This window comes from Butyrivibrio sp. XPD2006, from assembly GCF_000420865.1.
Taxonomy (GTDB): domain Bacteria; phylum Bacillota; class Clostridia; order Lachnospirales; family Lachnospiraceae; genus Butyrivibrio.
This window is the reverse complement of record NZ_ATVT01000020.1, coordinates 24,521-47,030: the sequence shown is the minus strand read 5'-3', so window position 1 is coordinate 47,030 and position 22,510 is coordinate 24,521. Positions and strand designations below refer to the sequence as shown.

The window sequence follows — 22,510 nt, the reverse complement described above, 5'->3', positions numbered from 1 at the left end:
CAGTTATGTATGGTATTTCAGATGGCATCAAGAAAATAAACGGCAACACTCTCAAAGTGATCGCTTGTATTACAATGCTTCTGGACCACCTTACAGCAGGCATTATGCTTCCGGCTGTACGAGCCGGACTGTATCCTGACAGTATTTCTTTTGAAACAGTTAAACTCATATATAAGATACTCCGCGGCATCGGCAGAAATTCATTTCCGATCTTCTGTTTTTTGCTTGTGGAGGGATTCATTCATACAAAAAACAGGCTAAGATACGCTCTTAGCCTGTTACTTTTTGGCTTAATTTCAGAACCCTTTTTTGACATTCTCTTCTACGCCAAGAATGATGTCTTCAATATTAACTTTATTGAATGCTTTGGCGCAAATCTTGATTTTATTTGGGATAAGTGTAATGTGTATTTTACGCTGCTCATCGGACTTCTTGTAATATGGGCAACAGAGTACATCATGGAGATGTTTAGTAAAAAGTTCCCTCTACCTTTCTGGGCTTCCTATATTTTATCTGCCATCGTACTCGGGCTCGGAATCCTTGTGGGAGAGCTGATCCACAGCGATTATCACGGCTTCGGCGTTGCACTTATCTTTATCTTCTACATTCTCAGATATCAGTATCCTCTCAATATTATAGCCGGATATATCGAGCTCAGTTTTCTCGGTACCGAATACTACGCTCTGCCGTCTTTTGCGCTTCTGTACTTCTACAACCATAAGAGGGGCAGAAACCTTGGTAATCTTAAATATCTTTTCTATGCCTTCTATCCGGTGCACATTTTCCTGATATATATTGCAAGGTGTTTGATCTTCGGGTAAGACAACCCAATTCATGCCGTCATGCACGACAAGATGAATGCAAAATAAATCCCCCCAGCTGCATCGTGCAACCAAGAGGACTTATAGCGAAGTAATAAAGGTATTCAGTTTTCTGAGTTCTCGGAGCTGCCTGTTCCTGTTGAAAAAATATCGGCCATAGCTTCCTGAGCACTCTTGATATCTGTCTTGCTTAATGTGTAATCCTGAAGGATGTTGGTGTCGAAGGAAACAAGATTGTCTTCCTTGGCTGTGACACAGGCGTACTCCGTGTAGCCTGAATCCTTGTCACCGATCAGAATATAAACATCATCACCCTTTTTAACATCCATCTGTACTTCCACAACTGCTCTGGAAGTAAGAATTGCTTTCTTTGAAAATGTAATCTTGTAGCTTCCGGGATAGAAATCATCCTGGATCTTTGTCACTGTTCCACCGCTTACAACTGCTCCATCATCAGTGGTTACTGTAAGCTTCTGAGATAATCTTCTGCCTGCCAAAACATCTGCATCTTTATCATCAACCTCAATGCCAGCTATACCAAGCAGCGTTTCCATCACTGCACTGTATGCCTCCCCGTCGCATGAGGTAGTATTTCTCCTATCAGCATGAATTGCAACACCTGCAAAAACTATACATCCTAGAAGGAACGTGACAAGGACTGTTACAACCAGTTTCCTTGTCCTTTTCATTTTTCTTTCTCCATTACTAAACGTTGTTCTCAAAACTTTAATAAGTTTATCACAATTTGGACACAATTAGCAATGGCTTTTCTGAAAAAAGTTTATAAAAATTTTATATTTGTTATCGTCTCCATGTTTTCGGTTTCATGACAATGAAGATAGGCAACAATTCCAGACGACCGGCCAGCATGTCAAACATCAGCACGATTTTTGAGAAATATGAGAACTCCGAATAGTTACCCATAGGTCCGATCATACCCAGTCCGGGACCTATGTTATTGAGTGTAGCTATAACCGATGTAACGGTGGTCTGGTAATCAAAATTGTCTAAAGAAACCAAAAGTACAGATGCTATAAGAGTAATAACATACAGTCCAAGGTAAGCCGAAACAGACTTAACAGTAGTTCCCTCAACTGTATGACCATCCATGAACACTCTCTTTACAGCCTTGGGATGAACCAGGAAGTTAAGCTCGTTTCTGGCATTCCTGATAATGATAAGTGCTCTCGAGAACTTAAATCCGCCACCGGTAGATCCTGCGCAGGCTCCTACACATGCCAGTCCCATCAAAAGAACTCTTGAAAACTCCGGCCACTTATCAAAATCCAATGTGCCAAAACCGGTCGTTGTCATGATAGAAGTAACAGCAAACAGCGCATGGTGGAAGCACATTCCTGCTGAATCCAGAACTCCTGCTCTGTAGATATTGATAGCAATGAGGGTTGCTGCCACAGCCATGGTTCCGAAATAGTATTTGACCTCATCAATAGCAAATGCTTCCTTGGGCTTCCTGTTGATAAGGAAGTAATATACAGTGAAGTTCACTCCGCAAAGGGCCATAAATACAATGATGACAGCCTGTGAGATCGTTGAATAACCACCGATTCCTGCGTTGGTTACCGCAAATCCTCCGGTTCCAACCGTAGAAAATGTGATGGTTGCTGCCTCATAGAGTGAAAGGCCAGAAATCTTAAGACAGATGATCTCCAGTACAGTAATGCCGAAGTAGATAAGGTAAAGGATCTTAGCAGTGTCTTTTACCTTGGGAACAATCTTACCTACAACAGGCCCCGGGCTCTCTGCCCTCATAAGGTGCATGCTGTAGCCATCCGCCATGGGAACAACAGCAAGAAGGAATACAAGAACTCCCATTCCGCCGATCCAGTGAGTAAAGGTTCTCCAGAACTGAACACTCTTCTCAATCTGCTCAACTGAAGTCAGGATGCTGCCTCCGGTTGTTGTAAATCCTGAAACTGTCTCAAAGCATGCATCAATGTAGTTAGGAATTGTTCCTGTTACAACGAAAGGAACCGCACCAAGCATACTCACAACGATCCATGCAAGTGCTGTTATGGTAAAACCTTCCTTGGCATAAATAACCGTATTCTTGGGCTTTTTAAAAGAGCCAAGATATCCGACTATACTGCTGATAAGGATCAGCATAAAGAAAGACTCTGCGCTGTCATACTCCTTGTAGATAATTGCCACGATAAACGGCAATACCAGAAGTGCTCCAAAGACCCTAAACAATCTGAAGAGTATATATCTAATCATTGAATAATTCATTTGCTTAATTCTCCAATATATCGCTTATGTCTTTTAATCCGGCAAGGGTTGTGACAACGATCACAGAATCCCTGTCTCTTATAACACTGTCACCGCTTGGTGAAATAATCTCGCCATAATGGTTGATGCAGGCGATAAGCACGCCCTTCTTGATCTTCATCTGAGAAAGTGGCTTGCCGATAACGGGGCTTCCGTTTCTTACGATGAACTCAAGGGCCTCAACCTTATCATCATTGAGCTTGTAAAGAGTCTCAATGTTGCTGTCCTTGGACGCTGACATGCCACGGACAAACTGTACGATCCTGTCCGCAGTGATGTTCTTGGGATAAATGATACTTCCGATACTCAGTGATCCGATGATATCACCGTAAGTAACCCTGTGGACCTTGGTGATAAGCTTAGCCTTAGGATTGATGCTCTTTACATACATGGAGAGCATGATATTCTCCTCATCGAGGTTGGTCAGGGAAACGAATGAATCAGTCCTTGTAACACCCTCCTCAAGTAGCATATCCTTATCTGTTCCGTCTCCGTTAATGATAAGTGCCTGAGGCAAAAGATCTGTGAGCTCCTTGCACCTTACAGGATCCTTGTCAAAAATGATTACCTTGATACCCAGAGCAATGAGCTGCATAGCAAGATAATAAGCTGTCTCTCCGCCACCGATGATCATTGTTGAATGCACCTTGGCAGAAGGAAGTCCAAGCTTTTTAAAGAAACTTACGGTATTCTTGCTGGATCCAAAGATAGTGATCTCATCTCCGGCTCTTAATATAAAGTTACCGTCAGGGATATGAACATCATTGCCCCTTGATACAACCGCAATGATAACCTGCTTTTTAAGGTCTGACGGGATATCTTTCAGCGCAAGATCGCAAAGCCTTGAGTTCTCGTCAATGACAAGACGCACAAGCTCTGCTCTTCCTCTGGCAAATGTCTCGATTTTGGTTGCTGATGGGAGTTTAAGGAGTCTGCCCGCCTCTGAAGCAGCCGCTTCTTCGGGGTTAATGACCATTGAAAGGCCAAGCTCCTCCTTGATGAAGTTGATCTCGTTATTATAGACGGGATTGCGGACTCTTGCAATTGTATGGCAGTTACCTGCTTTTTTAGCTATAAGACAGCAAAGCAGGTTCAGCTCATCTGAATCCGTAACGGCAATCATAAGATCCGCAGTCTCAATTCCCGCGTCCTTCATAATAGAATAACTGGCGCCATTTCCTACTATTCCCATGACGTCCAGATTGTTTACTACAGACTGAACAACACTGCTCTTCTCCTCGATGACAGTGATATCATGTCCTTCCTTGCTAAGCTGCTGTGTAAGTGTCTGACCTACGTTTCCGCAGCCCACAATAATTATTTGCATAACATGCCTCCGGTGATAAACATAGTAATACGATTATCATTATAGGCTCAATCCTTATTTTCTTCAACTTCGGATGCTTCTCTTTCGTAATCTCTTGCCTGTTCCTCATTGCCAAGCTCTCTGTAGCACCTTGCAAGTGCCAGTCTGGGCAGGCTTCCACTCTTTTTAATATCGAGAATACTGCTGCATTCATACGCTGCATTGTAGTACCAGACTATGGCTTCATCGATATCTCTTTTGCCGAAATAATAATCACCCAGCTCGTAGCACATCTCGCTGCTCATCTCTGTGATGGCATCCTTGAGGGAATACTTAAGAAGCGCTGCAGGATCATCTTCTAAAACCGCAACGTGGGCCAGCACACAGCTTGACTGCTTGATCTCATCAAGTCCTCTTGAGTTATCAAGGGCAGACTCTGTAAAAAACTTTTTGGCTTTGATAAAGTCATCATCAGTTCCGGCCATAAAGAGCTCCCTGGCGTACATTCCGTGAAGCCTTGTTGACAGACGCCTTCCCTGGTCGATAGCCCTTCTGAAGGATTCAAGATCACGTCCTGCATGGTTTTCTTTAGGCCTGTGGATGATCTCAACCTCACTGTTGCAGATGACCGGATCAAGAATAACCTGCTCGTGGATCGGATCCTCCCAGACAAAGTGCCTTACCCTTTTAAAGAGCTTTGGGCGAAGCTCGCGGTCAAAGTTATAAACCGTACGGAATTCAAGCTGGTTACAGTAATACATCTGAACGATATCTATATCAAGCTCGGAGAGATCAGACTTTAACTGCATAAAACGCTTTCTGTTTTCCTCATCCAGCTCCTCGTCTGCATCCGCGGAGTAAATATAGTCACATGCAGCCTGAGAAAACGCGAAGTTTCTGGCATCGCTAAAGTCTCCGGTCCAGGCAAAATCCATCACCTTTGCACCGCACTCTTTTGCGATTTCTTTGGTCCTGTCGGTGGAGCCCGTGTCAACAACGACCATTTCATCCACAATACCTTTAAGACTATCAAGGCATCTCTTCAGACAATCCTCTTCGTTTTTGACAATCATGCAAAGACTTATAGTAACCATATCGCCCTCCTGTTATTGTTGTGCTAGAATATCATTATGTTTACTTGGAAAAAGAGATTTAACTTTAATAAAATAATACTTGCTGCAGTAACAGGTCTTTTGACCGTAGCAGCACTTACATCCTGTGCAAAAGAGACTTCAGCTCCCGAAAAGGCAGCTCCTTACAACGGAAAAGACTTCGTTCAGGAATCCCAGTTCACCGAAGAGGGAAAGAATCCTGACAGTGCCTTTGATTCGTACACTCTTACAAATAACTACGACAGCGCACTGAGCGTTCCGACTTATGTAACCAAGGTGGATGATCTGTGGTTCATCGTTGACTGTTATCACAACAGGATCATCTATACCGATGAGCTTGGCGCTCCTCTGAATGAGTGGTATATCATGTGTGACCAGGCAACCCAGCCCCACACCATGGCCAGTGACGGAACTGTATATATGGTCGAGGACACCGAGAACAACAGGGTTCTGATCTTTGAGAAAAAAGACAACAAGTTCATCAACACTCAATGCTTTTATGATGTCGGCAACAGACCTCATTTCACTGTTTACGATGAAACTTCCGACACATTTTATGTATGGAGCTCCAGTACCGGCGAACTGTACTGCTTCAGACACACACAGGATTCCACACGTATGTATCTGACGGACATCAGAAAGATCGATCAGCTCTCCGGGCTGTATGTCAGGTCTTTTACCATCGTCGGAGACGACATCTACTTCGTATCGGGAGTCTCAGCTGCAGGAACATCTCCGCAGATTCTGCAGTGCGACCTGGAGACCCTGAATATAAAAAAGAGCTATCCGGTCCCCGACGAGCTTGCCGGAATGGTACAGATAACTCCTATTGACGATATGTTTTATATTACCGTTTCCACTGATATTACCGGCAATCAGGACTACGCAACACTTGTAAGGACCGCTTCCCTTGATGATCTGTCCGAAGGGAAATACGAGGATATTTATGCGCAGTACTTTGTTGGTGGAGGAACCCCCTATAATATCTCAAAGGTTGATGACACCTACTTTTTAACAGAGCACAGGCTCCAGGGGCATTCCGTATGGAGCTTCAAGGTGGATCACGGCGAAATAACCGATGTTGTCTCACTGTACTGATCACATGACAACAACCTTGTTTTTGCCGGTGTTCTTGGCCTTGTAAAGCGCATTGTCAACGTTCTGAAGAGTCTTTGAATAATCACCCGTATAACATGACACACCTACCGAAATTGTAAAAGGTACCGGTGTGTCTTTTGCATTCACGATATCTAACCTGAACTGCTCCATACGCGCGCAGGCGTTGTTGACGTCGCAGTTACGCAGGATAACAACAAATTCCTCGCCGCCGTAACGGATTACATAGTCATCATCGTGGGTCTCCTTGGAGAGCTTCTGTCCCATGTATAAAAGAGTCAGGTCACCTGTGTAGTGGCCGTTCTCGTCGTTAATCTTCTTGAAGTCGTCGATATCGATAAGAGCAACAGCTATATGCTCTCCCGTTTTAACATCCTTGATTGCGTTCTTGGAGATGATCTTCTCAAGGAGATGTCTGTTGTAAACCTGGGTCAGGGGATCGGTGACCATGGCCAGCTCAAGCTTCTGAGTTACCCTGTAGTGATCCAGATAATACGCAGTCATCACATACTCAACAAACATGATGCCGATAATGATCGGTACCTCCAGCGCCATGATAAGGTCATAATTCGTATACTGATTAAAAATATTGGTTATAATGATCTCAATGATGAACACGATCCCATTGATGACAGAATCCATAGGTGTAGCAACAAATCCTACCACAAGCCATATAAGATTAACAATGATGATACCCTCGATAGAATTGCTCCTGTCCACAAGATTATATGCTGTCCAGCTGGCGGCTATTACCATACCATGACCAAGGAAGAAATCCATGACCACCATGACACGACTGTTATGCGACCAGAAATGGGTAACGATGTAGAATATGACAATAAAAAAAAGAATTGAAAGTCTGGGGAGCAGGGTGTGACGGACAGTTCCGTTTATCATATAGTCGGAGTAGATAAAGCACAGTGTCACCAAAGCGGACACAACAAGACCAAGCTCAACGATGCCCTGATAGTAGTCGCATTTAGACTGATAGAAATCGACTTTCTCGTCACGGCTCATTGAGTTTAAATCCCTAAGCAGGCTTATTATCGTTTTAGCGCCATCTACTATTCTCATATTCGATACTCCCTAAATCTCATTGTATCAAATCTGCGCGTCAAAGTGAACCATGCGGATAAAAATAAAAAGACATCAGATGGGAGTTTACTCACATTCTGATGTCTTTTTGTTTTTATTCATACGGCGAACGCCGCGACAACGAGGAATTCGCGCAGCGAATTTCGAGTCTGTCGGCATGGTTCACCCTTACCCTTAAGCCTCTTCTGTCTCTCCAACGGGCTTACCGCCTGTTGCAAGCCACTTAAGATATGCGTTAATGAACTGATCAAGATCTCCGTCAAGTACTCCGTCAGCATTGGATGCCTTGTAACCTGTACGTGTATCGTTGACCATTGTATATGGCTGAAGTACATATGATCTGATCTGGCTGCCCCATGCATTATCCATGACATCGCCACGGATTCCTGCGAGCTTGGCTGCCTGTTCTTCCTGCTTCATGACAAAGAGCTTGGCTTTGAGCATCTGCATAGCCTTGTCCTTGTTCTGGAACTGTGAACGCTCATTCTGGCAGGCAACTACAACACCTGTAGGAATATGTGTGATACGAACAGCGGATGAAGTCTTGTTGATGTGCTGTCCGCCGGCACCACTTGATCTGTATGTATCAATACGAAGATCATCAGGATTGATGTCAATATCAAGATCCTCTTCGATATCAGGCATTACATCGCAGGATACGAAGGATGTCTGACGCTTGGCCTGAGCATTGAAAGGACTGATACGTACAAGTCTGTGTACACCGTGCTCTGACTTAAGAAGTCCGTATGCATTGGTTCCTGAGATCTGGAAAGTAACTGACTTGATTCCTGCCTCATCACCGTCAAGAAGGTCGAGAGTCTCAATTGTAAATCCCTTTCTCTCTGCCCATCTTGTGTACATACGATAAAGCATACTTGCCCAGTCACAAGCCTCTGTTCCGCCTGCTCCGGCGTTAAGACGAAGGATTACGTCATATTTGTCATAAGGTCCGTTGAGAAGGTTGCTGATACGGATATCCTCAAGAGTTTTCTCGAAATCATCGAGCTCAGCTCTGATCTCAGCTGCCATATCCTCATCATCGACACCTTCTGCATTCTGCATGTCGATGAGGTCGATGATATCGCCGTACTGTGTGTTGAGGTGCTCGATATTCTCAACAAGGTCCTGCATGTTCTTGAGGTCCTTGGTCTTCTTGTTGGCCTTCTCGGCATTGTCCCAGAAGCCCGGCTCTTCCATCTCACGTGAAAGCTCCTCAATGATCTTTTTCTTTGTATCAAGGTCCAGAGAAGCCGTAACTTCCTTAAGTGTATCCTGAAGGTTCTGGATCTCAACCTTCATCTGATCTAAAACTACCATTATTATCTCCTTAAAACATATATAGATTCACAATATCCGGGATTGAATAAACTCATTCCTTATATCGCTCATGCCCTTCCGTGGCAGTTCTTGTATTTCTTGCCGCTTCCGCATGGACATGGATCGTTGGGATAAATCTTGGCTTCGGCTCTCTTGATAGGTGCCTTGGGCGCGGAATCATCCTTGTTGGTACCGGTAACCTTGGCAACCTGCTCACGCTCTACTCTCTCTTCGATGTGAACGTGGAACAGAAGTCTTACTGTATCCTCTTCGATGTTCCTGGTCATGTCATCGAACATCTCATAGCCTGCAAGCTTGTACTCAAGCTTAGGATCTCTCTGGGCATATGACTGAAGTCCGATACCCTGGCGAAGCTGATCCATATCATCGATGTGATCCATCCACTTTCTGTCGATAACTTTAAGAAGGATGACACGCTCGATCTCACGGATGGTCTCAGGCTCAGGGAATTCTGCTTCCTTAGACTCGTAAAGCTTGACTGCCTCTCCCTTAAGCTGCTGTAAAAGGCCTGCCTTAGTAAGGTTGTCGATTCTTCCTCTGGTTATCTTCTTAAGCGGAACTGTTGGAAGCAAAAGCTCGTTGAGCTCTGCGATATTCCAGTTATCAGGATCGTTCTCCTCTCCAACAACTGTCTCAACTGAAGACTCCACAATGTCTGTGATCATCTTGTAGATGGAATCACGCATGGATACACCATCCAGAACCTTCTTACGCTCTGCATAGATAATCTCTCTCTGCTCATTATTAACCTGGTCATACTCAAGAAGGTTCTTACGGATTGCATAGTTGTTGGACTCGATCTTCTTCTGCGCTGATTCGATAGCCTTTGAAAGAGATGAGTGCTCAATTTCCTGTCCATCCGGAATCTTGAGTGCATTGAACATTGAAATGAGTCTCTCTGAACCAAAGAGTCTCATGAGGTTGTCTTCAAGTGAAAGGTAGAACTTGGACTCACCGGGATCTCCCTGACGGCCTGAACGTCCACGGAGCTGATTGTCGATACGTCTTGACTCATGTCTCTCTGTACCGATGATCTTAAGTCCGCCGGCTGCTCTTGCTTCATCATCAAGTTTGATATCTGTACCACGGCCGGCCATGTTGGTGGCGATGGTAACAGCACCGTGCTTACCTGCATCAGCTACAATTTCAGCCTCAAGTTCATGGAACTTGGCATTTAAGACGTTGTGCTGGATGCCTCTCTTTTTGAGCATTCTGGAGAGTTCTTCCGAAGACTCGATTGTGATAGTACCAACCAGTACAGGCTGTCCCTTTGCATGGGACTCTGCAACTGCATCACAGATAGCGTTAAGCTTCTCTTTTCTGGTCTTGTAAACAGCATCCTGATGGTCTTTTCTCTGTACAGGTTTGTTTGTAGGAATCTCAATAACGTCCATTCCGTAGATATCACGGAACTCCTGCTCCTCTGTGAGGGCAGTACCTGTCATTCCGCACTTCTTGTCAAACTTGTTGAAGAAGTTCTGGAATGTAATGGTCGCAAGAGTCTTGGACTCTCTCTTAACCTTAACGTGCTCCTTGGCCTCGATAGCCTGATGAAGGCCGTCCGAATAACGACGTCCCGGCATTACACGACCTGTGAACTCATCGACGATAAGTACTTCATCATCCTTAACGATGTAGTCGTGATCCTTGAACATAAGGTTGTTGGCACGAAGAGCAAGAATTATGTTGTGCTGGATCTCAAGGTTCTCGGGATCAGCAAGGTTCTCTATACGGAAGAATCTCTCAACCTTGGCAACACCCTGCGCGGTTAGGTTGACGATCTTGTCCTTCTCATTGACGATGAAATCACCGGTCTCTTCTCTCTCTACGCCCATGATGGCATCCATCTTGGTGAGCTCTTCCATGTCCTCACCACGTGTCATCTGCTTAGCCAGAATGTCGCAGGCTTCATAGAGCTTGGTAGACTTATCTGACTGACCTGAAATAATAAGAGGTGTACGGGCTTCATCGATAAGGATTGAATCCACCTCGTCGATGATACAGTAGTTAAGACCTCTCTGAACGCACTGTTCCTTGTAGATTGCCATGTTATCACGAAGGTAGTCAAATCCAAGTTCGTTGTTGGTAACGTATGTGATGTCGCAGTTGTAGGCTGCCTTTCTCTCCTCGCTGGTCATGCTGTTAAGCACGCATCCAACGGTGAGTCCCAAAAATCTGTGTACCTGTCCCATCTGGTCAGCATCACGCTTTGCCAGGTAATCGTTGACTGTGACAACGTGAACGCCCTTACCTGTCAGAGCTTCAAGATATGAAGGAAGTGTAGCCACAAGGGTCTTACCTTCACCGGTTTTCATCTCGGCAATTCGGCCCTGGTGCAGGATAACTCCACCTATAAGCTGAACCCTGAAGTGCTCCATTCCCAGAACTCTCTTGGCTGCTTCACGCACAACGGCATATGCCTCCGGCATGATATCATCAAGAGTCTCACCATCTGCAAGTCTCTTTTTAAACTCATCTGTCTTAGCTCTAAGCTCCTCGTCTGAAAGAGCCTGCATTGTCGGTCTAAAAGCTTCGATAGCATCTACTGTAGGGTTGATCCTGCGAAGCTCCCTCTGAGAATGTGTTCCAATGATCTTATCAATAATACTCATATCTTATCTCCTAAAAAAGGGCATACTAATCCCTTTATAATAGACAAAGTCCAAAGGACATTGTAGCACAAAAAAACGCTGTCGGCAAATGCCGACAGCGCCTGTTGTTTACTGAGAAATTAGTATGTCTGAGCCTTCTCTTCGCCGTTAAGTACACGAAGGGCACCCTGTGCAAGAGCAAGAAGCTCATCCTCACCAGGATATACAGTTACAGGAGCGATCCAGTCTACTCTGTCCTTGATGGCATCAGTGATAACCTGGCCATAAGCGATTCCGCCTGTAAGGATGATCTGGTCAACCTTACCCTTGAGAACTGTAGCACATGCTCCGATGTTCTTGCAGATCTGATAGATGAATGCGTCACGGATGAGGTTAGCCTTCTCATCACCCTCTTCGCACATCTTGTTAACTTCTCTCATGTCGTTGGTTCCAAGGTATGCGTTAAGTCCGCCGTAACCAACGATCTTCTTTTTCATCTCATCGTATGTATACTTGCCTGAGAAGCACATGTCTACAAGTGCCTTGGCAGGAATACCGTTAGCTCTCTCAGGTGAGAAAGCACCGTCTCCGTTAAGAGCTGCATAAACGTCGATCATCTTGCCGTTCTTGTGAACGCCGGTTGATGTACCTCCGCCCATGTGAACAACGATTACGCTGATCTCGTCATATTTCTTGCCGATCTCCTTGGCATATCTTCTGGCAACAGCCTTCTGGTTAAGAGGATGGTCGATTGATACACGCTCAATCTCAGGTACACCTGAAATTCTTGCAACGGGCTCCATCTCGTCAACTACAACGGGGTCAACGATGAATGAAGGAACACCGATCTCGTCACCGATCTCTCTTGCGAGGATTCCGCCGAGGTTAGATGCATGCTGTCCCTGAACGCCCTTACGAAGGTCCTCTAAAAGTGCATCTGTGCACTCGTATGTACCGCCGGGAATGGGACGAAGAAGTCCGCCTCTTCCTACGATTACGTTAAAGCTCTTTATATCGATGTCTTCCTTTTTAAGGAAATCAAGGATGATATTCTTACGGAAGTCCTTCTGATCAATGATTGATGCATAGGACTCGATCTCTTCTGTGCTGTGACGAAGAGTCTCTTCCTTGGTCAGGGTCTCGTCCTCGAAGATACCGATCTTGGTTGATGTTGAACCGGGATTGATGATCAAACTCTTTATCATTACAGTACCCCTTTCTTCTTATCCTCTGCTACAACTGCAGCAAGAGCTATTGAATTAACCTTAACCTCTACAGAATCAGATCTTGATGTAAGGATAACAGGTGCCTTGGTTCCTGTAAGGATGTTACCGTTCTTAACTGTTGCAAGACGTACGATTGTCTTGTATGTAAGGTTTCCTGCGTGGATATCAGGGAAAAGAAGGATATCAGCATCACCTACGATCTTACGATCAAGAGCGCCTGCCTTGTGCTTGGCTGCCTCAGGATCGATAGCAAGATCCATTGAAAGAGGTCCGTCAACGATGCAGTTCTTGATCTCACCCTCTTCATTCATTCTGGTGAGCTCAGCTGCCTCAACTGTAACAGGCATCTTGGGGTTAACAACTTCTACTGCTGCAAGAGGAGCTACCTTAGGGCACTCAACTCCGCATGCTCTGGCTACTTCTACTGTATATTCAATGATGACCTTTTTATCCTCAAGTGTAGGATATGGCATGAAAGCAACGTCTGTAAGGAAAAGAAGACGGTCAATACCGGGAATCTCAAATACACAAACATGTGAAAGAGGACGACCTGTTCTAAGTCCTACTTCCTTGTCAAGAACGCTCTTAAGGAAATCCTTGGACTCAAGAGCACCCTTCATGTAAATGTCAGCCTTGCCGTCGTGAACCAGTGAAACAGCAGTACGTGCAGCCTCAATATCATCCTTAACATCGATGATCTCGTATCCATCGAGACTCATGTTAACTTCTGCTGCCTTCTCCTTGATCTTGTCAATGTCACCTACAAGGATAGGCTCAACAATGCCTCTCTCCTTGGCTACCTTAACAGCTTCCAGAACGTGTGTGTCCTGAGCTACAGCTACAGACATCTTCTTGGTTTCAGCTGTCTTAAGCTTAGCTAAAATGTCATCAAAATTCTTACTCATTGCGGAATAACCTCCAAACTATTAAATTGAAAACGCCATGTGATAAAATTTTAACACTATCAATCCGATAATGCAACGAGCTTTATTAAGTTTTAGAAACCTTCCATCCTGCGCTGTCTTCTTAGTTCGCGCCTCTTCTCAGCGCCTTCCCACTCTGCCTTCTCATTCTCTGTGCGAACGTTCAGGCCATAAGGAACAAGTACGGGAGTATCATCCTCATCGATGCATACCTCTGTGAAATATGCCCTGTTCATGATATGTCTCATTCCGTTCCTACGATCCTCAACATAAGTATCCACGCGGACTTCCATTGATGTCTTGCCAACGTGTGTGAGCTTGCCGATGATAACAATGATGTCATCGAGCTTGGCTCCCTGCTTGAACTGCATGTTGTCAACGGCTGCTGTGGCAACAGGATTGCCTGAATGTCTAACGGCAACTATACCTGCCACCTCATCTATCCAGGACATGAGCTGTCCTCCGAAGAGTCTGTTCTCGCTGTTGATGTCCGAGTATTTGACCACCTTGGTGCACTCAGTTATGGAATCCTCCACGTTCTTGTTGGCTATCTGGTGATCAACATGAAAAACCTTACCCATACGCATTCCTCCTAAGGATTTAATATATCAATTTTATCATATTTCAAGGCTGATTAGTCTTTTTGTCATAGTAATTAATGACGGCCTTCATAAATGAAACCGTAACGATATTCGGATGCTTCATTGTAAAGTACAGCAGCTTGTTTGCCTTGGAATTTAAATTAACAGTAGTATTATCTATCTTCTTTTTGGTCTCCGGCTTAAGGAAAATCTCTTTTACCAGAGAAAGCGTATCCTTCCTGCCTGAGCGCAGTGCGTTCTTCATCACAACCAGAAGCATTACCACAAACTCTCTGTCCATCTGAGCATCGGCGTTAAGAACATTTTTGTCCCACAGGATATCTCTGAAGGTCTTGTCTGTGAGCTCCAGATTCTTGAGGAGCTTGGGATTGTAGTCATGGCTCATGGAATCCCACAAGGTCCTGTAATGATAAAAGTATGACCCTTTCATAATTACAAGCCTCTTGCAGTCGCAGAAGACAGGCAGCATTATGTTTACGTCCTCACTCATGACGATTGTCGGATCGCAGTATTTGATGTTGTCCAAAAGAAGCTTTCTGGAGATGAGCTTCATGCACCTTGACATGGTTATGGGTCTTACTTCATTGCCAAGAAGATTTCTTCTGATCTCATCGAGAGCAGAACCCGTGTAAACGCCGGGCTCCAGTCCCTGTGTTTCCCTGCGTCTCTCTCCCGCCTTCTCCACGATATAGTTGGCAGCGATCACTTCACTTTCGGCAAAAGAGCTGTCGGTCTGAGCATACAGCTTCTCACACATATCAGTATCTATCCAGTCATCGCTGTCGATGAAAGTAATATAGTTTGCAGTGGACTCTGTGAGACCTGCTATCCATGCAGACTGGAGCCCTCCGTTTTTCTTGTGTATGACTCTGACTCTTGTGTCGCGCTTTCCAAAGGTGTCACACATAGCAGGAGAAATGCCGTCTGTGGACCCATCATCCACAAGCATTATCTCTATGTCGGAAAATGTCTGTGCAAGCACACCTTCCATGCACTTATCAAGATATTCAGCTGTGTTGTATACGGGAATTATTATGCTGATCTTTGCCACGTTTTTTCCGCCCTTTCTGGGTTTTTTATTACTGTTATTGTAGCATTCCTGCGGCTTTTTGGCGACGCTGATGCCAAACTTGCCTATCTTCTCTCCGAGGGTAAAATACTCGCCGTGAGAATAAGCTATGAGATCTGCTGCCCGAAGGTCAAATCTCTTTTTCTCATCCATATATCTGGTATCTACCGTGACACAGAGAACCTCAGCCACAAACATGTCGTGGCTTCCAAGCTCCAGTATCTGTTTGGTCCTGCACTCGATATTGACAGGACTCTCAAGGATTCCGGGAGCACTTATCATCTGCGACTTCTGCGGCGTAAGTCCCATCTCCTTAAATTTGTCATAGTCACGCCCTGACCTTACTCCGCACCAGTCCGTTGCACGCATAAGATCGCGGTTCGTGAGGTTTACCACAAACTCTCCGGTCTCCTTAAGAATATCATAGGAATAGCGCTCCTTGCGGACAGATATGGAGAGCATCGCAGGCGATGAGCAGACGTTTCCTGCCCATGCAACGGTTATGATATTGGGCTTCTCACCCTCCCTGCCACAGCTTACCATCACAGCAGGAATCGGGTAGAGCATGTTCCCGGGCTTCCAGATTTCTTTTGACATATTATCACTCATTAACTCAGTATTCCTTTTCAAATTTATACCAATATTTTAAAACATCATCGCCTTAATATAAATAGCCTTGCAATTTAGTATGGTAGTGTGATAAAGTATTGAATATGCTTAAAAAAAATCAATCAAACACAATGAGGAGAGATGATATGAAAAAGAAAATACTTGCAACATTACTCATGACCGCTCTGCTTTCGCTCACAGCCTGCGGATCAAAGTCAGCTGAGAGCGACCTTGACTATATCAAAAACAAGGGAACACTGATCGTAGGAATCACAGACTTTGCTCCCATGGATTATAAAGACGACAACGGAAACTGGATCGGCTTTGATGCTGACCTTGCCAACAAAGTTGGTGAGTCTCTCGGTGTAAACGTTGAATTTGTCGAGATCGACTGGGACAACAAGATTCTTGAGCTCAACAACAAGTCCATCGACGTTGTATGGAACGGAATGACTCTTACAGATGAAGTCAAGAACTCAATGGAGTGCACAAAGCCTTACCTTAACAACGCCCAGGTAGTCGTTGTTCCTGCTGCCGTTGCAGATCAGTATCAGGATGCGGATTCCGTTAAAGCCTTAAGCTTTGCGGTAGAGGCAGGTTCAGCAGGAGAAGCTGCTGCTCAGGATAACGGTTATAACTTCACATCACTTCAGTCACAGGCTGATGCTGTCATGGAAGTTGACGCAGGAACATCTGAGGCATGCATCATCGACCTTCTGATGGCCGGTGCAATGATCGGCGAGGGCACCAGCTACCCTGACCTTGCACACACAGCAGAGCTCACAACCGAGGAGTACGGCATCGGCTGCCGCAAGGGTTCAGACCTCGCTGCATACATTAACGACCAGCTTTCTGCTTACTACAAAGACGGAACAACAACAGCAATCGCTACAACCTACGGCGTACAGGATGCTGTAATCGCACCATGATCAAGGAGTAAAATAACTGATGTTTTGGACTGTAACCGAGTCCCTTTTGATAGGCTTTTGGGGAACATTAAAGCTCTTTTGCCTTACACTTCTGTTCTCCCTGCCTCTGGGACTGTTTATATGCCTCTGCTCAAGGAGCAAGGTCAAACTAATCAAATACCCCATAAGGCTGATAATATGGATCATCCGCGGAACGCCGCTCATGCTGCAGCTCCTCGTAATTTATTACGGTCCCGGAATATTCCTTGGGATCAATGTCTGGGGAACCGACAACAGCGGAAGATTCATCGCGGCGCTGATCGCATTTGTCATCAACTATGCCTGCTATTTTTCTGAGATCTACAGAGGCGGAATACAGTCCATCCCTGTAGGTCAGAGAGAAGCCGGCAAGGTCCTTGGTATGAGCCGAAGCCAGATTTTCTTTAAGATCACAATGCTCCAGCTGATCAAGAGGATCGTTCCTCCAATCTCCAACGAGATCATCACTCTGGTAAAAGACACATCTCTGGCCAGAGTAATCGCGGTATACGAGATCATCTGGAACGGCCAGGCTTTCATCAAGAGCAGCGGAATAATCTGGCCTCTGTTTTACACAGGTGCCTTCTATCTGATCTTCAGCGGACTCTTATCAATTCTCTTTAACAGGATTGAAAAGAAACTGGATTATTTCAGGTAAAGAATTAAAGCTTAGACTGGAAAAAACAATATGCCTATCTTAGAAGTTAAGAATATAAAAAAGAATTTTGAAAACACAGAGGTTTTAAAGGACATCAGCTTTGACCTGGAGGAAGGACAGACTCTGTCAATAATCGGTTCCTCGGGAAGCGGTAAGACCACGCTCCTGAGGTGCCTGAATTTCCTTGAGACTCCGGATGAAGGTACTATCACCGTCCGTGGCAAACAGCTTCTCGACGGCGCCAATCCCATAACAGATCCAAAGACTCTTCGCGAGAACAGAAAGCACTTCGGACTGGTATTCCAGCAGTTTAATCTGTTCCCGCAGTACACCGCCCTTGAAAACGTAACTCTTGCACCCATCCTTCATTCAGATGCTTCAATGAAGGATTCGATAATAGAAAAGGGAAAAGAGCTTCTGGCAGAGATGGGACTATCAGACAGGATGAACAACTATCCTCATCAGCTCTCGGGCGGTCAGCAGCAGCGCGTGGCTATCGCGAGAGCGCTGGCCATGGAGCCTGATATTCTGTGCTTTGATGAGCCGACTTCAGCTCTGGATCCCGAGCTTACGGGTGAAGTTCTCCGCGTGATCAGGGAACTTGCGAGTCGTCATACAACCATGATAATCGTAACCCACGAGATGGCCTTTGCGCGAGATGTGGCAGATATCGCCATCTTCATGGACAACGGTATTATTCTCGAGCAGGGTCCTGCAAAAGAGCTTATTAACAACCCAAAAGAGGAACGTACGAAGCAGTTCCTGTCAAGCTTAAATGACAGGTAACCAAGGTCGCCTGTAAAGATTCTTCTTTACTGCTATAATCTTATATGAGAGAGGTAAATGAAAAATCATGTCAGGTGCAAAAAGCTCGACCGCAAGAGATATGACAAGCGGTTCAATCATAAAACAAATACTTCTGTTTTCGCTCCCGTTGATGTTCGGGAACATATTCCAGATGCTGTACAACACCGTGGATTCGATCGTGGTCGGCAACTACGTCTCTACCCAGGCACTGGCTGCCGTAGGCTCTACGACCATGATCATCAATATGCTGGTGTTCTTTTTTAACGGCTTCTCGGTGGGTGCCAGCGTAGTTATCTCAAGATTCTTCGGAGCAAAAGAGATTGACCGCCTCCATGTGGCAATCGAGACCACCATGGCTGCGACCTTTATATTCTGCGTGGCATTTACTTTCATCGGTATCAAAGGTGTCGGCCCTATGCTCAGGTTCATGGCTACTCCCGATGATGTCTTTGCAGACGCATCCACTTATCTTACGATCTATTTTGCCGGAATCACGGGACTTCTCATATACAACATGGGAAGCGGAATACTCAGGGCTGTCGGCGATACCATAAGGCCCCTGTTCCTGCTGATCCTGACCAGTATCATGAACATCATACTGGATCTGGTTTTTGTAAAGGCATTTCACTTCGGGATTGAGGGTGTTGCCTATGCGACCATCATCTCCCAGTTCATCTCAGCTGCGCTTATACTGTGGCTTCTGCTAAAGACCGATGATATCTATAAGCTGACAATATCAGATCTAAAGATCGATCCCGAAACCATGAAGATGATCATAATCATCGGACTTCCAACCGGAATCCAGTCGGTCATCACGGCCTTTTCAAATATCTTTGTCCAGTCCTACATCAACTACTTCGGTTCGGACTGCATGGCAGGCTGGAGCAGTTACAACAAGCTTGACTCCTTCATCATGCTCCCTCTGCAGAGCATGGCCATGGCCGCCACCACTTTCGTAAGCCAGAACATCGGGGCAGGCAAGGTCAAAAGAGCTGAAGAAGGAACCAGAACTGTTATCCTGATGGGCGTTGTTACAACAGGTTTCATTGCATTTCTTCTGTATATCTTCGCAAGGCCTGCCATCAGAATGTTTTCAGCAGAACAGGCCGTTATCGATTACGGAGCACTCTTTATACATACAAATGTCTTTTTCCTGATGTTCAACTGCGTAAACCATACGCTGGCCAGCAGTCTTAGGGGCCGGGGCGATTCAACGGGGCCGATGATAATAATGATCTCAACCTTTGTTGTTCTGAGACAGACTTATCTATACATCCTGACTCACTATATATCCAACACTCCAAAGCTTGTAGGCTTCGGATACCCGGTAGGCTGGATGAGCTGCTGCCTGGTGGAAGTGAGCTACTATCTGATCAGATATAAACTTATAAAAAAAGGGACGTCTTAATGACGTCCTTTTCCGCTGTACATGCGTGTTACCACTACTGTCAGCGCTATGCCGAGAATAAACAGGATAAATCCTGCCAGTAGCCCCGGTGTATGGTACTTAAGCTCTATCTCATGATATCCTTCCGACAAAGGAAGTGCCGTAAACATCGTGTTGGCTCTGAGGAGTTCTGTCTTTTCGCCGTCAACATAAGCAGTCCAGCCACTTAAGTATGGCGTTGACAAAAGCAGCAGTTTGGATTCCTCAAGATTGATATCACCTGTAATCCTGTTTGTTGCAAAGCTGATCGGATTCTTGTGAAGATCAAGATTCTCCAGTGTGTTCTGTGTGAAAGAAGTCAGTCTCTCATCCAGGTTATCAAGCGGCTGGAACAGTACCTCCATTGAATCGTAGGTATAAGTGCCCTTGCCAAATGTTACGGTGTAATAGCTCTTGGCCTGCTCACTGTATCCCATATTGATGATATAGTCATGCCATCCGCTGTAGTTCTGGGATTTGGTTGACTGATAATCCAGCCTCTTATTTATCTCGGTTCCGTCAGAGAGCTGTGTTGAAACATTAAGTGAAACAACACTCTCACAATCATCTATATGCAGATTCCCAAAAAACAGATAACTCTCTGCGTTCTCACGTCCTTCAAACTCAAGCGTCATGCTGCTGCCGTCTTCAGCTTTGAAGCCGTTCTCCAAAAACTCTATTCCCTCAGAGGATGTAATTTTGTAATCAGCTGAAGATGAAGTAAATACCGGATCAGCCTTCTCAAAGCTCTCTGCATCCTTGTCATCAAGAACTATTCCGTAAAGAAGTGCTTCCTGCCTCTGCACCACTGACATTTTCTCAAAATCCGATCTCGGGATTACCTTGTTGCAAGTCGCACCGTAAGGCAGAGCCTTGCCGCATTTAAATATTGCGAAGTTGTATTTGTCGTAGTCTTCCCAGTATCCGTAGGGAACGAAAGCTCTCTCCTCAGGGGTGTTAAATCTCAGGGAGAAGTAGTTTACACCGCCCATGAGATTTAAAATAGCTCTGTCATCAAGGGCGAAATACGCATGGCTCTCCTGATCGTTGACCCCCATATCTCTGATATAATCCGACACTCCCCTGTCATCCAGTGACCAGAAGAACTGAGTCGAGCAGATACCATCCAGAAGTGATGCATTCCATATAAGATTGCGTCCGCTGTATCTGTAGAAGTCATTCACAACATCGAGGCCATCCTGGGCAGCAGCTTCCTCCACGACCTGAACTTCGGTGCTCTGAAGCTGCATATACATATCCTCAGTTGTGGTCTTGTCTATAAAATCTCCCACCATATTGCCCGCCTCGGGAGAGTATCCGGCATAAGCATTTCTGCCGATAAGACAGATCGTCAGAGCAAGAACAACAACCTGTGAAAGTGTGATAACGGCGTTCTTGAATTTGAAAGATAGCTTTGTCATCAAAGTCCTTACAAGATCATCCGTAAATACCGCCATGGCATATCCGGCAAAAAGCGCACAGGAGAAGGTCCATCTGTTTGATACAAATGCAAATCCCGCAAACACATATCCGGCGTAAGGAATACACAGAAAAGCTGCCAACAGAGCCATGAAAACAGACGCCTGCCTGTCTCTCTTATCCGTAAATGCCTTAAACAGTATAAAGAGCATTGCCGGTATGATAAGTATTGTGAATCCAAGCTGTGTCTCTGCCTCACCGTGGACCACAAACGATACAAGATTGGCCGCCAGCTCTTTGTAATATTCTGCAGAATAAAGCACCGGGATCTGAATATCCTGTTCAGACCTGGAATTATGCATAAATGCAAACAGGACCGGAAGCAGAACGATCATCGACATCATAGCGCCTATGACTCCGCCAAGCAGAAATGTTCCTATGGTCCTGAGCATCTCTGAGATATTCTTCCCATAAATGAAGATTGCTCTGACAATACAGTAGATCACTGTCAAAAGAACTATCACATAAAAGAAAAAGAAATTGTTTATGCCGGAAAGGAAAACAGCCACTATAAAGGTGAGCGGTCTCTTTTCCCTGAAGATCTTCTCTGCTCCCAGAAGGATCAGTGGGAAGTAGATAAGAGGATTGGCAAAGTACGGATGCCATGTTCCGTAGTACATAAAATATGTACCGAAAGAATATGTGAGCATGCCACACATTACGGAAATCCAGGACAGCTCAGGTCTTACATACTTAAGGTACAAAGAGATGGCTATTCCGGCCAAATAGGGCCTTAAAACAGTTGTGACCTGGATATAAACATAGATGTACTCAGCCTTTACAAATACCGAAGGGATATTCAGGATATCACCGATGGCGTAATACTGAAGTGTCGGATAAATATCATTGCCGTAGCCCATTCCGTAAGAAAGTGTCTGCAATGAAAGGCTCTTTTCCCTGAACAGATGGTAAATAACACCGCGCATCCACTTGGAGTTGTAGGCAACAGCCTTAATATACTGTCTCCATGTATCTGCGTGGTTTATAAGAAACTTATTATTCTCAGGGAAAAATCTGAAAACCATATAAGAAACAAGTATAAAAACCAGCGTATATATTACGTATTGTAAAAAGATCTTAGCTTTGTTAGACATATCTG

At 45.1% G+C, this 22,510-nt stretch carries 17 protein-coding genes and 2 pseudogenes; 6 read left to right on the top strand and 13 right to left on the bottom strand.

The genetic code is table 11. The features are described 5' to 3' along the window. Window positions 1-5: 5 nt before the first annotated feature. Window positions 6-821: a TraX family protein gene (locus G590_RS0116960; protein ID WP_022766837.1), complete on the top strand. Its 816-nt coding sequence runs from the start codon at window positions 6-8 to the stop codon at window positions 819-821. A 104-nt stretch (window positions 822-925) separates the two neighbouring features. Here the strand turns inward: G590_RS0116960 and G590_RS0116955 are convergent, their stop codons facing one another. The 4 genes from G590_RS0116955 to G590_RS0116940 all read right to left on the bottom strand — a co-directional run bounded on the left by G590_RS0116955 (window position 926) and on the right by G590_RS0116940 (window position 5,507). After that, a complete protein-coding gene (locus G590_RS0116955) occupies window positions 926-1,510 on the bottom strand; it encodes a hypothetical protein (protein WP_022766836.1) in 585 nt (194 codons plus the stop codon). 112 nt (window positions 1,511-1,622) lie between these two features. Next, entirely contained in the window at window positions 1,623-3,068 is a 1,446-nt protein-coding gene (locus G590_RS0116950) for a TrkH family potassium uptake protein (RefSeq protein WP_022766835.1), read from the bottom strand. Between the two features lie 4 nt (window positions 3,069-3,072). Further along, window positions 3,073-4,434 carry a Trk system potassium transporter TrkA gene (trkA, locus tag G590_RS0116945; protein WP_022766834.1) on the bottom strand — a complete coding sequence of 454 codons (1,362 nt, stop codon included), beginning with the start codon at window positions 4,432-4,434 and terminating at the stop codon, window positions 3,073-3,075. A 47-nt stretch (window positions 4,435-4,481) separates the two neighbouring features. Beyond that, entirely contained in the window at window positions 4,482-5,507 is a 1,026-nt protein-coding gene (locus tag G590_RS0116940) for a glycosyltransferase (RefSeq protein WP_022766833.1), read from the bottom strand. 36 nt (window positions 5,508-5,543) lie between these two features. Between G590_RS0116940 and G590_RS20070 the strand changes: the two genes are divergently transcribed. Then, a complete protein-coding gene (locus G590_RS20070) occupies window positions 5,544-6,623 on the top strand; it encodes a hypothetical protein (RefSeq protein WP_022766832.1) in 1,080 nt (359 codons plus the stop codon). Here the strand turns inward: G590_RS20070 and G590_RS20905 are convergent, their stop codons facing one another. From G590_RS20905 to G590_RS21960, 8 genes and pseudogenes are all read right to left on the bottom strand, one after another. Further along, window positions 6,624-7,715: a GGDEF domain-containing protein gene (locus G590_RS20905; RefSeq protein ID WP_022766831.1), complete on the bottom strand. Its 1,092-nt coding sequence runs from the start codon at window positions 7,713-7,715 to the stop codon at window positions 6,624-6,626. Between the two features lie 195 nt (window positions 7,716-7,910). After that, a complete protein-coding gene (gene prfB, locus G590_RS0116925) occupies window positions 7,911-9,053 on the bottom strand; it encodes a peptide chain release factor 2 (protein WP_022766830.1) in 1,143 nt (380 codons plus the stop codon). 68 nt (window positions 9,054-9,121) lie between these two features. Further along, window positions 9,122-11,686 (bottom strand): preprotein translocase subunit SecA, encoded by a 2,565-nt coding sequence (gene secA, locus G590_RS0116920; RefSeq protein WP_022766829.1) that lies wholly within the window; start codon window positions 11,684-11,686, stop codon window positions 9,122-9,124. 119 nt (window positions 11,687-11,805) lie between these two features. Further along, complete coding sequence (gene buk / locus G590_RS0116915; protein ID WP_022766828.1) at window positions 11,806-12,870, bottom strand: butyrate kinase; 1,065 nt, start codon at window positions 12,868-12,870, stop codon at window positions 11,806-11,808. Further along, complete coding sequence (ptb, locus tag G590_RS0116910) at window positions 12,870-13,796, bottom strand: phosphate butyryltransferase (protein ID WP_022766827.1); 927 nt, start codon at window positions 13,794-13,796, stop codon at window positions 12,870-12,872. The genes buk and ptb overlap by 1 nt, the downstream gene beginning before the upstream one ends. Before the next feature lie 92 nt (window positions 13,797-13,888). Beyond that, window positions 13,889-14,395, bottom strand: coding sequence for an acyl-CoA thioesterase (locus G590_RS0116905; protein ID WP_022766826.1), 507 nt, complete (start codon window positions 14,393-14,395; stop codon window positions 13,889-13,891). Window positions 14,396-14,438: 43 nt separating this feature from the next. After that, window positions 14,439-15,443 (bottom strand): annotated as a pseudogene (locus G590_RS21965) (glycosyltransferase family 2 protein); the annotation flags it as partial. Window positions 15,444-15,479: 36 nt separating this feature from the next. Continuing rightward, window positions 15,480-16,082 (bottom strand): annotated as a pseudogene (locus G590_RS21960) (flavin reductase family protein); the annotation flags it as partial. 158 nt (window positions 16,083-16,240) lie between these two features. On the opposite strand from G590_RS21960, the gene G590_RS0116895 reads away from it, so the two are divergent. The 4 genes from G590_RS0116895 (at window position 16,241) to G590_RS0116880 (ending at window position 19,914) form a co-directional block, all read left to right on the top strand. Beyond that, window positions 16,241-17,023 carry a transporter substrate-binding domain-containing protein gene (locus G590_RS0116895; RefSeq protein WP_022766824.1) on the top strand — a complete coding sequence of 261 codons (783 nt, stop codon included), beginning with the start codon at window positions 16,241-16,243 and terminating at the stop codon, window positions 17,021-17,023. Between the two features lie 19 nt (window positions 17,024-17,042). Further along, a complete protein-coding gene (locus tag G590_RS0116890) occupies window positions 17,043-17,699 on the top strand; it encodes an amino acid ABC transporter permease (protein WP_022766823.1) in 657 nt (218 codons plus the stop codon). Window positions 17,700-17,729: 30 nt separating this feature from the next. Continuing rightward, window positions 17,730-18,485, top strand: a complete 756-nt coding sequence (locus G590_RS0116885) for an amino acid ABC transporter ATP-binding protein (RefSeq protein ID WP_022766822.1) — start codon at window positions 17,730-17,732, stop codon at window positions 18,483-18,485. A gap of 67 nt (window positions 18,486-18,552) precedes the next feature. Next, window positions 18,553-19,914: an MATE family efflux transporter gene (locus tag G590_RS0116880; protein WP_022766821.1), complete on the top strand. Its 1,362-nt coding sequence runs from the start codon at window positions 18,553-18,555 to the stop codon at window positions 19,912-19,914. Here G590_RS0116880 and G590_RS0116875 read toward each other — a convergent pair. Beyond that, entirely contained in the window at window positions 19,911-22,505 is a 2,595-nt protein-coding gene (locus G590_RS0116875; protein ID WP_022766820.1) for a YfhO family protein, read from the bottom strand. The genes G590_RS0116880 and G590_RS0116875 overlap by 4 nt on opposite strands. Window positions 22,506-22,510: the final 5 nt, after the last annotated feature.